9 protein-coding genes are annotated in these 12,086 nt (G+C 38.1%); 1 reads left to right on the forward strand and 8 read right to left on the reverse strand.

The window, feature by feature from the left end; genetic code table 11:
• Positions 1-8: 8 nt before the first annotated feature.
• The 8 genes from ACQKM9_RS06685 to ACQKM9_RS06720 form a co-directional block, all read right to left on the reverse strand.
• A complete protein-coding gene (locus ACQKM9_RS06685; RefSeq protein ID WP_427733608.1) occupies positions 9-1,160 on the reverse strand; it encodes a thiolase family protein in 1,152 nt (383 codons plus the stop codon).
• Positions 1,161-1,184: 24 nt separating this feature from the next.
• Entirely contained in the window at positions 1,185-1,964 is a 780-nt protein-coding gene (locus ACQKM9_RS06690) for an enoyl-CoA hydratase/isomerase family protein (RefSeq protein ID WP_427733609.1), read from the reverse strand.
• A 55-nt stretch (positions 1,965-2,019) separates the two neighbouring features.
• A complete protein-coding gene (locus ACQKM9_RS06695) occupies positions 2,020-3,597 on the reverse strand; it encodes a long-chain-fatty-acid--CoA ligase (RefSeq protein ID WP_427733610.1) in 1,578 nt (525 codons plus the stop codon).
• A gap of 114 nt (positions 3,598-3,711) precedes the next feature.
• Complete coding sequence (locus tag ACQKM9_RS06700; RefSeq protein ID WP_427733611.1) at positions 3,712-5,238, reverse strand: long-chain-fatty-acid--CoA ligase; 1,527 nt, start codon at positions 5,236-5,238, stop codon at positions 3,712-3,714.
• Between the two features lie 104 nt (positions 5,239-5,342).
• Positions 5,343-6,113, reverse strand: coding sequence for a 3-hydroxyacyl-CoA dehydrogenase (locus ACQKM9_RS06705; RefSeq protein WP_427733666.1), 771 nt, complete (start codon positions 6,111-6,113; stop codon positions 5,343-5,345).
• Positions 6,114-6,209: 96 nt separating this feature from the next.
• Positions 6,210-6,998, reverse strand: coding sequence for an enoyl-CoA hydratase/isomerase family protein (locus ACQKM9_RS06710; RefSeq protein WP_427733612.1), 789 nt, complete (start codon positions 6,996-6,998; stop codon positions 6,210-6,212).
• Positions 6,999-7,013: 15 nt separating this feature from the next.
• Positions 7,014-8,198 (reverse strand): CaiB/BaiF CoA transferase family protein, encoded by a 1,185-nt coding sequence (locus ACQKM9_RS06715; protein WP_427733613.1) that lies wholly within the window; start codon positions 8,196-8,198, stop codon positions 7,014-7,016.
• Between the two features lie 21 nt (positions 8,199-8,219).
• Positions 8,220-9,383: an acyl-CoA dehydrogenase family protein gene (locus ACQKM9_RS06720; RefSeq protein ID WP_427733614.1), complete on the reverse strand. Its 1,164-nt coding sequence runs from the start codon at positions 9,381-9,383 to the stop codon at positions 8,220-8,222.
• Between the two features lie 405 nt (positions 9,384-9,788).
• Between ACQKM9_RS06720 and ACQKM9_RS06725 the strand changes: the two genes are divergently transcribed.
• Positions 9,789-11,927, forward strand: a complete 2,139-nt coding sequence (locus tag ACQKM9_RS06725) for a sigma 54-interacting transcriptional regulator (RefSeq protein ID WP_427733615.1) — start codon at positions 9,789-9,791, stop codon at positions 11,925-11,927.
• Positions 11,928-12,086: the final 159 nt, after the last annotated feature.

Genomic DNA, 12,086 nt, shown 5'->3' on the forward strand with positions numbered 1-12,086 from the left:
ATCCCTCCTTACTCTATACGTTCAATAATAGTCGCATTTGCCATGCCCATTCCTTCACAAATGGAAAGTAACCCGTAGCGACCACCTGTGCGTTCTAAACGATTCATCAAAGTTACTAAAAGCTTCGTTCCAGTAGCTCCTAATGGATGACCTAGTGCAATTGCTCCACCATCTGGATTTAGCTTTGCAGGGTTGGCACCTATCTCTTTTAGCCAAACTAATGGAACTTGCGCAAATGCTTCATTGACTTCATATGTGTCTATTTCATCTATAGTAAGACCTGCTTTTAAAAGCACTTTCTTAGTCGCCTCAATTGGTCCTGTTAACATTAGTGTTGGATCTGAACCTGTAACACTTCTAGCAACGATACGGACTTTCGGTTTCAAACCAAGCGTATCTGCTTTTTCTCGAGACATTAGAAGAACAGCTGAAGCTCCATCACTCATCTGACTTGCATTACCTGCAGTGATAGTTCCATTGTCATCAAAAACAGTCTTCAACTCACCTAAAACCTCCACAGTAGACCCTTCACGAGGTCCTTCATCAATCCCGAAGCTCATTGTATCCCCATTTTCTAATCGAACATCTACTGGGACAATTTCTTTTGTAAAATGCCCATTTTCGATTGCCTCAAATGCTTTTTTATGACTTTCTGATGAATATTGATCAAGCTCCTCACGTGTTAAATTCCACTTTTCAACCATTCGTTCCGAGGACAATCCTTGATTAATAATCTCGTATTTTGCAGTTAATTTCTCGCTTGGTTTTGCTTCTCTTATATTCGAAAACATGGGTTCTCTTGTCATACTTTCTACTCCTCCAGCAATGACGATATCCATGTCACCTGAAGCAATAGCTTGTGAAGCAAAATGGACTGCCTGCTGACTAGATCCACATTGTCTATCAATCGTGACACCAGGCACATGAATTGGGAACCCCGCAATTAGTGCTGCTGTTCGCGCAATATTACCAGCTTGTTCTCCTGATTGTGTTACACACCCTAAAATAACATCATCGACTTCAGCCTTATCTACACCTGTACGTTTCACAAGTTCATCAAGTACAACTGCTGCTAGCTCGTCTGATCTATAGCCAGAAAGCATTCCTTTTCTTCTACCTATCGCTGTCCGTACGCCATCTACAATTACAACTTCTGTCATTTTAAATCCCACCCATTCAATAAATTAATAACCAAGAAACTCAGCTTTTCGTTTCTCTACAAAAGCTGCTCTTCCTTCTCTGAAATCTCTTGTTTGAAATACAATAGATTGCCCATATGCTTCCATTTCTAAAACACTTTCCAAGGATGCGTGTGTTGCTTGGTGCATAATTCTTTTAGCAATACCTAATGACTTTGTAGGACCTTTTGCCAATGAAACTGCAAGTGCTCTACCTTTTTTCACCGCTGTTCCATCAGCAACAACTTCGTTGACCAAACCATATTCCAGCGCTTCATGGGCAGTTAATTTTTTGCCAGTGAACACCAACTCCGCAGCCTTATGCATGCCAATCTTTTGTGGAAGAAAATATAATCCCCCCATATCAGGGATTGCTCCTACTTTTGCGAAAATCTCTGAAAATATGGCACTTTCATCCGCAACAATCAAATCACAGCAAAAAGCAATATTGCACCCTGCTCCAACTGCCGGGCCATGAATTGCTGCAACAACAGGCTTTTCCATATTATAAATACCTGTAATTGCCTCATTCCCTTTTTGCAAAAACTCTTTAACTGCAACTGTATCAGTGGTGTCGATTCCAAAGTCTTTCAAATCACCACCCGCACAGAAACCCCTTCCGTTTCCAAATAGTAAGACTGCTCGTATATTCTGATCATTTTTAGCCTCCGCTACCGCCGCAGCTAAATCTGACACTAATTCATAATTTACAGCGTTTAACTGATCTGGCCGATTTAACTCAATTTCATAAACCCCATCATTAAATCTAGTAATAACTGTAGACATCAAATTGTTCCTCCTTTAACGAGGTCTAATGCTAAGAAAAATTTTCCATACTGATTCATGTTGTAGTTTGTCGATTTAAATATTCATCACGTATCACGCGCTTCAATATTTTACCTGCTCCGCTTTTTGGCAATTCCGATAGAAATTTAATCGATTTTGGTACTTTATAATTTGAAACTTTTGGACGAATGGCAATAAGAATTTCCTCTTCTGTCGCAGCAGTATCCTGTTTTAATACAACAGCAGCTTTGACAGCTTCTCCCCACTGCTCGTGAGGTACACCAAATACCGCGCATTCTAACACAGCTGGATGGGTTGAAATTGCATGCTCGACTTCCACTGAATACACATTCTCTCCACCCGTAATAATCATATCTTTTGCTCGGTCAACTACATAGAAAAATCCCTTTTCTTCTTTATATCCCATGTCTCCAGTAAAATACCATCCATCACGAAGAGCTTGCGACGTTTCCTCAGGCAAATTCCAGTAGCCCTTCATGATATTAGGACCTCTTGCGATAAATTCACCTACTTGACCGGCTGGCACATCATTGCCTTCCTCATCGACTACCTTCAATTCGATTAATTGAACCGGCTTCCCACATGAAGCAAGACGCTTCTCCTCTTCCTTCGTCCCATTAATAATATGATCTTCCGGCTTCAAAAAAGTTAGAACAGGAGATGCCTCGGTCATGCCATATGCCTGAAACAACTGAGTGTCCGGTAACATTGTCATGGTTTTCTTTAGTAGTTCCGTAGCCATAGGTGAAGCACCATATAACATTATTCGAAGTGAAGTCGTATCATATTTCTCGAAATCTGAAGAGTGAAGTAGCATATTAACCATCGTGGGCACTAACATGACAGCTGTCACCTGTTCTTTTTCGATGGCATGCAATACATCTTTCGGCTTAAACTGGCGCACCACTGTGTGTGTTCCTCCGGCTAACGTTACCGCAAAAGTAGATGCTTGATCTGCAAGATGAAACATTGGTGCAGTATGCAGATAAATATCACTTTCCTTGTATTCAAGATTCAAAGCAACATTCAGTGCATTTGTCAGCAAATTTTTATGTGTTAACATGACGCCTTTGGATCGTCCAGTTGTCCCTCCTGTATAGAACAAACCTGCTATATCCTCTTCCTTCACGTCTTCGCAGATAAGTTCTTCTACGAATTCTTCATCAAGCAGGGCCTCATACGAATGGATATCTGAGTACTCATTTAGCTCCGGAGCATCTCGATTCTCAGACAAAATTACATGTTTGATACCAGATACTCGCTTTTTCAGCTCGTCAACAATAGGTAAAAATTCTTTGTTGACGTATAAAACTTCTACACCTGCATCATTTAGCACATAGGCGTTTTCTTCTAAACTAAAACGCGTATTCAGCGGCACAACGATACCACCCATTGCTGTTATACCGTATATCAATTCGAGATAGCGAAAATCGTTCAGCAGGAGTAAGCCAATACGCTCTCCTTTTTTCACGCCCAATTTTTTTAGCGATTCTTTCAGTTTCGCAGTCCGACCCTCTAATTCCTTATAACTATATCGATGATGCCCATCGACAACAGCCAGTTTCTCCGGACAATTTCTAACCGTACTAAGCAAACTTTTTGTTAGAATCATTATCTTTCACCCCTGTATAAGATTTTTTAACGTCTAATTGTTGAAATAAAGAATCACTTCAAATTCACTCCGGCTGACCCTTGATAAGCCCCTATGCTTAATTCATATAGTTAGTTAGTAATTAATTTTTACTGTCTCTCGCAGTTGAAACTTCATCAATTTCCCAGAAGCATTGCGAGGCAATTCGTTTTCAAATAGCACTTTTCTTGGAATTTTATAGCCCGATAAATTCTTTCTGCAATAAGCTTCTAGCTCAACAAGATCTATCGTCTCTCCAGTTTTTTGTACAATAACTGCCGTCACTACTTCTCCCCACTGCGAATCAGGTGTTCCAATGATTGCGATATCTGCAATCTGTGGGTGTGCGCTTAACACGTTCTCAACCTCAACAGAGTAGACATTTTCTCCACCTGAAATAATCATGTCTTTACTTCTATCAATGATAGAAATGTATCCTTCGTCATCTTTTACGCCTAAATCCCCGGTGTATAACCAACCATCTCTTAACGTGCTTGCCGTTTCCTTAGGCTTTTTATAATATTCTTTCATAATCGTACTACCTTTAAGAATAAGTTCTCCAACTTCACCTGCCTTTGTATCAAGCCCATTAGCTGCAACGACTCTCACTTCCGTTAACAATAAGCCATCCTTACCAGCTGACCCAATTTTTGTCTTATGTTCTTCTGGAGATAAGAAAACACCTGTAGGACCTCCTTCTGTTAATCCACATAAGCTGTAAAAATTACGCGTTTTGAAAAATTTGATACATTGGTTAACTAGATCAGCAGACATTGGTGCTGCACCATAAGAAAAACGATTAATAGAAGAAACATCATATTGATCTTTATCCGTATATTCAAGCATTAGTTTATACATTGTTGGAACAGCGAAAAAGTTCGTGATTTTATATTTCTCAATGTCTCTAAATATAGCTGCAGGGTTAAATTCGCGGTGTATCACATTAAATCCACCTACGAAAAAACTACTTGTTAAACATATTACTAGCTGCGCTGCATGAAATAACGGCGCGATATGGATAAATTTATCCTGTGCGTTGTAACCAAATGTTCCAATCATACCCACATTTACACTTGTCACACGTTGATGGTCAAATAGTGCTCCCTTTGGATTCCCCGTAGTTCCAGATGTATACAAAATATGAAGGGCATCCGTACCGTTAATTTCAATAGGTGGCTCAGAAGTATCCTCAGAAAAGATAGCTTCAATTGACAAGTTTCCCTCGATGATTGGCTTTTCAACTGTAATCACTTGACGGATAGCAGGAATGCCATTTTTGGACGCTTGAATTAACTCTTCATAGTCTTGATCGCAAATGACAAGGACACTATCAGATTGATTTAAGATGTAATTCGCTTCTCTTTCTACTAACCGAAAATTCATCGGTACAATGACTGCACCTATTTTGGCGCATGCATAATAAGAAATAGCGAAAAAATCGGAGTTTTTCATCATAAGAGCAACTTTTTCTCCCTTGTTCACTCCTAAGTCAAGTAAACCGTTGGCAAAACGGTTTACAGTTTCATTAAACTCGCCATACGTATATGAACGGTCTTCATAAACAACTGCCATTTTTTCCGGGTGTCTTACTGCATTTTGCGCTAAAATATTTACAATGTTCATCCATTCATTCCTCCAATTTAATTTGATATAATTGAACATTCAGAAATTTTTAGCCATTCTGATATAAGGTAACGACTTACGCTTCGTTCCTACTGAATCATTGCTTAACGTGGAGACATCCGAATTCCACCATCAAGACGAATCACTTCACCGTTTATATACTCATTTTCTATCATGAAAAGTACCAATGATGCGTATTCAGTCGGTTTTCCAAGACGTTTTGGAAACTCGACCATGCTTTCCAATTTCTCAACCACTTTTTCTGACAAAGTTTCTGCCATTGGCGTACGGAACAAACCAGGCGCAATTGTATTAATTCGAATGCCAAAAGAAGATAAGTCGCGTGCAACTGGCAAAGTCATTCCTGCAACTCCAGCTTTACTTGCACCATAAGCTGCTTGCCCCATTTGCCCGTCAAAAGCTGCTACTGACGCCGTGTTAATGATAATTCCACGCTCGCCGGCATCTGTAAGAGGAGCATTTTTCGCCATTTCTGTCGCTGCTAATCTCAGTACATTGAACGTCCCATTCAAGTTGATATCTATCACTTGTTTAAAGTTTTCTAAAGGCATTGCTCCTGAACGGCCCAATGTCTTTTGAGGCGTTCCGACACCAGCGCAGTTAACACAAATATGCACCGCTCCAAATGACTCCATCACTTTCTCGATTCCAGCCTGTACAGATGCATCATCTGTAACATTCACAAGCGCGTAAACAACGTTTTCACCCAATTGCTCACATGCCAGTTGTGCTTTTTCTTCATTCAAATCAAAAATGACTACTTTTGCTCCTCTTTCTACTAAACTCGTAACCGTACTAAGTCCTAAACCTGAAGCTCCGCCTGTAACAATTGCTACTTTACCTTGTACATTCATGTTCTTCACTCCAATTCTTTTATTGATCAAAATTTGCGGCATTCACCGTTAGAATTCTTTTCATAGAGCAATAGTTTGAAAAACTATTGCTTGAGGTTAATATCCTTCAAAAACTGGTTTTCGTTTTTCTGTGAAAGCAGCTAATCCTTCTGCCATATCGTATGATTTTGTATGCGCCTTCAACGATAACAATTCTTGTTTCAATGCTATTTCTACAGGTTGCTCCAATCCATCCGTTACAAGTTGTTTCATCTTGCGAAGGACCAAAGGACTTTTCTCCGAAATTTTGTCGGCGATCGCTTGTACAGTCATTTCCAATTCCTCTGAACTAACTACTTCTTGGACAAATCCATATTCCTTCATTTCAGCGGCACTAATAAATTCTCCAGTGAACAGTAAGTACTTCGCACGGTTAACACCAATTTTCCGTGGCAACTTCACAGCGCCACCTGCTCCAGGTAAAACACCGAAATTAGCATGAGCATCCCCGATTTTCGCTTTTTCAGACGCAATAACAAAATCGGCCGTCATCGCAAGCTCTAAACCGCCCGCCAATGTAATACCGTTTAATGCAGCAATTAAAGGTTTACTCAACTTTTCTAACTTTCCAAAAAGCTCTTCACTTAAATCTAATAAGCCAGGTTCCTTTTGGTACTTCACCTCAAGGTCTTCCAAAAGTTCCTTTAAATTTGCTCCTGCACAAAATGCTTTCCCCTTGCCTGAAAGTACAACAACACGGACATCATTATCGTTTTCCGCTTGGACAATTGCCTCTTTCAAAGCAAGCAATAAGGCTTTTCCTATTGCGTTCATTTCGTCTGGACGGTTTAAATAAATCCATGCTGTTTGATTACGTTTTTCATAAATAATTGGTTGATTGCTCATTGTAAGTTGCCCCCTTTATTTAAATACGCCTTGTTCTTCCCATTCTCTAATTTGATGTACACTAAATCCTTGTCCTACTAAAATTTCTGCTGTATTTTCACCGACAGCTGTACCCACATGCTGATAAATTGGTTTAGCTGATGAAAATTTGATTGGAGTAGCCATTTGTTTTTGACTAGACCCTTCCGCTTTAGGAACATCTACTATCATTCCCCTTGCTTGAAGTTGCGGATGTTCGCATGCTTCGGCAAACGTTAATACCGGTTCCACGCATCCCTCTAAATCTCCATCAAACACGGCAAGCCATTCTTCATAATTCTTTGTTAAAAAAACTGCTTTAATTTCTTTCTTAAACATTTCTTGATCCGTTGCATGTTCACTCATCCCCACTTCAAATAATTCCGATTTCCCAAGAGCCTCACAAAGTATTTTTTTAAAAGGCGGCTCAATGCTACCAACGGAAAAATACCGTCCATCTTTCGTTTCATAAAAATCATAAAATGTGCCACCATTTAACTGCATTTCTTCTGGTTGTGGTTCGATTCCTCCGACGAGATATCCCGATCCATATAAAGCATTCATCGAGAAGGCAGCATCTGTCATACTTACGTCGATGTATTGCCCTTCCCCAGTCTTCTCACGATGAACAACAGCTGCCAATATGCCAATAACCGAATGCAATGACCCACCCGCAATATCCGCAATTTGGATACCCATCGCTGTCGGAGCTTCTCCTTTACGACGCGAGTAGTCCATTACACCAGCGACTGACAAATAGTTATTATCATGCCCCGGTCGATTGCGGTATGGCCCTGTTTGACCGTATCCTGTCAGCGAGCAGTAAATGAGTTTAGAATTCACCTGCTTTAGTGATTCATAATCGAGACCCAAACGCTCCATGACACCCGGCCTAAATTGTTCAATAACGATATCGTATTCGGCCACTAACGTTTTAATGATTTCCACTGATGCCGCATGCTTCAAATTCAATGTCAACGATTGTTTTGAGCGATTCAAATAACCGTGTGCAGCAGAGAAACCATCTTCGTCAAAAGGCGGTATCACTCTAACCAGATCGACTCTCGTCTGAGACTCCACCCGGATTACTTCCGCTCCCATATCAGCGAACATCATTGTGGCATACGGACCCGGTAACAAGGTTGAAAAATCTAGTATTTTCAATCCTTTTAAAATGCCCATCATCCATTCCCCCTGCTACTCTTACTTTCCAAAAATACCTCTACTAATAATCTCTTTCATAATTTCAGTGGTTCCTCCAAAAATTCTTTGAATTCTAGCATCCACGTAAGCTCTAGAAATTGGATATTCCTGCATATACCCATACCCTCCGAATAATTGTAGGCAACCATCCACGATTTTCCCTTGTGCTTCTGTGCATGTAAGCTTGGCCATACTTGCTGTTTCAGTATCAAGTTCTCCTCTTTCTATTAAATACAGACATTCATTAACAAAAGAGCGATTCACTCTTGCTTCCGTCTTCATTTCTGCAATGCGAAATTTAGTATTTTGAAATTGACTGATTGGTTTTCCAAATGCATTACGTTCATTTACATAAGCAATGGTTAAATCTAATACTCCTTCCAATGCTCCTTGGGCTCCAATTGCGATTGTTAACCTCTCCCTTGGAAGTTCTTTCATTAAAGTAATAAACCCTCTATTTAATTCTCCTAAAATTGCTTTCTCAGGAACTAATACATCTTCTAGAAACATTTCAGAAGTGTCACATGCATGTAACCCTATTTTTTGAAGATTCTTCCCTCGGCTTATACCTGATGTTGATAAATCTACAATAAATAATGTTGTCCCTTTTGATGCAGGTACTTGCAAGTCCGTTTTAGCAACAACAATCACGAAATCACAAAGTTGACCATTACTAACAAATGTTTTTGAACCATTGATAACATAAGTTGATTGATTTTCATCAAACCTGGCTGTTGTTTGAATTCCTTGAAGATCACTTCCTGCTCCGGGCTCAGTCATTGCAATTGCACCGACTAGTTCACCGGTAGCCATTTTTGGTAGATAGTAATTTTTTTGTTCTTCATTTCCTGAGCTCAATATGTAATGAGCAATAATATTAGAATGGACAGATACATTAACCGCAATTGCTGCATAACCTAGACGATTCAACTCATCGATAACTGTTACAGAATAAGAGAAAGGCGCTCCTGACCCACCGTATCTTTCTGGAATATCTATACATAGCAACCCTTCATCCCCTAGCTTTCTCCATAATTCACGAGGAATGGTCCCATTCTCTTCCCACTTACTATATTCCGGTTCAATTAATTTCTTTGCTATAGATTGAATGGATTTACGAAATAACAACAACTCATCTGCTTGATGCAACTCACTGATTGCCATATATATCTCTCCTTTACACTTTGGCGATGCCACCCTATGCTATTTCCATCTTTTCTTTCATCAATATGCATATACAGAGGATCAAATTAATATGCAAAATCCCTAATTTCTTCTTTTATTAGCTCTGATTGAAATTTTTAACTGACGACGAATTCATTTAATTTCAACAAAATCAATATCTTCCGAAAAAACTTTAGCTTCACTCTATATAAGCAAGACCCATGCCAACTTTATTTTTCATTGATTTCCCTTAACTATTAGGTGATCTTAAAATATATGTGTTCATAATCGTGAACACATTTCCGCTATTAAGTGACGACTGTTAACAAAAAAGTGTAAACTGTCCACTTGTTTGTTATAATATTTTTAATTATCAGTAATTTTAATGAGTGGAGGCATTTTATTATGCGTGTCGAGGATATCATGATGAAAGATTCACCTACTTGTACAGTACATTACACAATTCAAGATACATTAGAAATTTTCGCCAAGATAAAGTCGCAAATTATCCCAGTAGTAAATGAAGATAATAGGTTAATAGGTTTATTAACAAAAAATAAAATAATTCAAATTCTAGCAGAAGGTTATTCATTTCAATCCCCAATCAAATCCTTTATTAATATTAATCCTATTTTTTTATATCCAGATCAAGATATTAATGAGACTCGAAAATTGCTGCTTAAGCATCAAATCGGACATGCTCCTGTCGTCAATCAACAAATGCAACCTTTAGGTATTCTTTCTACATCGCAAATATTACTTGCATATGACCTCGTATATGATCGATTGCAAACCCAACAATCATTACTATTCGAAAACTTAAATTTCGGATTATTTTCTGTTGATACTCATTTGAAGGTTAACGCCATAAATCCTGTGGCAGAAAAAATCCTTCAATTATCACCCAATAAACAACATGTTTTCAATGATTTAAACGGACTCGAGGAGATTACTAATCTATTAACAGGGATATTGCATCATAAAGAACAAATAGTGAACAAGAAGATGCATTTAAATGGGCATAGCCTTGTCGTGCAGAGTTATCCATTGATAGAAAAAAATAAACTAGTTGGTTCAATGGTCATTATGGATGATTGGACTAATATCGAAAGAATGGCCAGTGAACTGCGTTTTTCTAAGGAATGGGAGGAAAAGTTAAGAAGCGTCATTGAACTAGCTTATGATGGCATTATTTTAGTTAATCAAAAGGCAAAAATAACGATGGTCAATAATGGATTTTGTGAGTTATATAATGTTCAAAGTAAGGAACTTTTAGGGCAATCCATTTTGAACAAGTACCCTGATTTAGGGTTAGATGAAGCTTTACAAACAGGTATCAGAATAACGAATGTTGCAAAATTAATTGGAAAGACACAATGTCTTATGACAATCTTACCTATAAAAACCAATGGAGAAATTATCGGTGCAATTTGTAAAATTACATACCGTGGTTTAAAGCAATTGCAAGAAGCAATTAAAAAGGTAAATAACTTGGAACAACAAGTCACTTACTATCAAAAAGAATTGAATGAACTTAAAGGAACAAAATACTCTTTTGCTAATATTATTGGGGAATCTTCCAAAATAATACGGATAAAAAAAGAGGCCCTAGCTGCTTCTCATAGTTTATCAACAGTTTTACTTTTAGGGGAAAGTGGTACCGGAAAAGAATTATTTGCACATGGTATTCATGCCTCTTCTTCTCAGACCGGTATGTTTATTCAAGTAAACTGTGCAGCAATTCCTCCAGAGTTAATGGAATCAGAGTTCTTCGGTTATGCTGAGGGCTCATTTACTGGTGCAAAAAAGGGTGGGAAAAAGGGAAAGTTTGAAATGGCTCAGAATGGAACATTATTTTTAGATGAAATCGGTGATATGCCTCTTTCCCTTCAATCAAAACTATTACGAGTTTTACAAGAAAAGGAGTTTGAACCAATTGGGAGCAATCGTATTATTAAACTCCAAACTAAAATTATTGCTGCAACAAATCAAAACCTTGAAATACTTATTAATGAGGGGAAATTTAGAGAAGATTTATACTATCGTTTAAATATAATGAGGATTAACATTCCACCTTTACGAGAACGAATTGAAGATATACCTGACATTGCAGAATCCATTATTTCTCAACTAAAACTTTCAGGATTTCATTTAGAAGGAATCACGCATTCTGCATTAACAAAGTTATTAAACTATAACTGGCCAGGTAATATTCGTGAGCTATACAATATTTTAGAAAGGGCAGCAAATCTAACAAGTGATGGATATATAGATGCTCAACACCTTCCTGAATCGTTTAATGCTAACACTAATATTCTCGCATCAACTGCAAGTATAAGAATAGATCAAACAAATAAACTTCCTGCATATTCGGAGGAACCTAATAATAAGCCATATTGGAATGCTATTGATCATAAAGAAAAGGAACTCATAATTGCTGCACTTAAAGAAACAAATGGAAACAAAGCAAAAGCAAGTAGATTATTGGGTATCAGTCGCACATGGCTTTACGAAAAGATAAAAAAGTACAATATAAGTATTTGAAAATCATTACAAAACTCCATTTCAAGCATACTACCAAAATAATAGATCCACAAAAGAGAAAGCCAGTCGTACTTTATTGGCATTAATAAAAGAGACAATAAAATATTGTTTTTATACTATTCTGAAGTCCCAAAAATAAAAAGCAAGGAGAAAACATAA

Origin of the sequence: Viridibacillus sp. NPDC093762, from assembly GCF_050279675.1 — a bacterium.
In the GTDB taxonomy this organism is placed as follows: domain Bacteria; phylum Bacillota; class Bacilli; order Bacillales_A; family Planococcaceae; genus Viridibacillus.

Excerpts from the sequence above, each read along its gene's own strand:
- ACQKM9_RS06715 (WP_427733613.1), bottom strand. The coding sequence starts at position 8,198 with ATGGGCATTTTAAAAGGATTGAAAATACTAGATTTTTCAACCTTGTTA.
- ACQKM9_RS06720 (WP_427733614.1), bottom strand. The coding sequence starts at position 9,383 with ATGGCAATCAGTGAGTTGCATCAAGCAGATGAGTTGTTGTTATTTCGT.
- ACQKM9_RS06705 (WP_427733666.1), bottom strand. The coding sequence starts at position 6,113 with ATGAATGTACAAGGTAAAGTAGCAATTGTTACAGGCGGAGCTTCAGGT.
- ACQKM9_RS06685 (WP_427733608.1), bottom strand. The coding sequence starts at position 1,160 with ATGACAGAAGTTGTAATTGTAGATGGCGTACGGACAGCGATAGGTAGA.
- ACQKM9_RS06700 (WP_427733611.1), bottom strand. The coding sequence starts at position 5,238 with ATGAACATTGTAAATATTTTAGCGCAAAATGCAGTAAGACACCCGGAA.
- ACQKM9_RS06690 (WP_427733609.1), bottom strand. The coding sequence starts at position 1,964 with ATGTCTACAGTTATTACTAGATTTAATGATGGGGTTTATGAAATTGAG.
- ACQKM9_RS06695 (WP_427733610.1), bottom strand. The coding sequence starts at position 3,597 with ATGATTCTAACAAAAAGTTTGCTTAGTACGGTTAGAAATTGTCCGGAG.
- ACQKM9_RS06710 (WP_427733612.1), bottom strand. The coding sequence starts at position 6,998 with ATGAGCAATCAACCAATTATTTATGAAAAACGTAATCAAACAGCATGG.
- ACQKM9_RS06725 (WP_427733615.1), top strand. The coding sequence starts at position 9,789 with ATGCGTGTCGAGGATATCATGATGAAAGATTCACCTACTTGTACAGTA.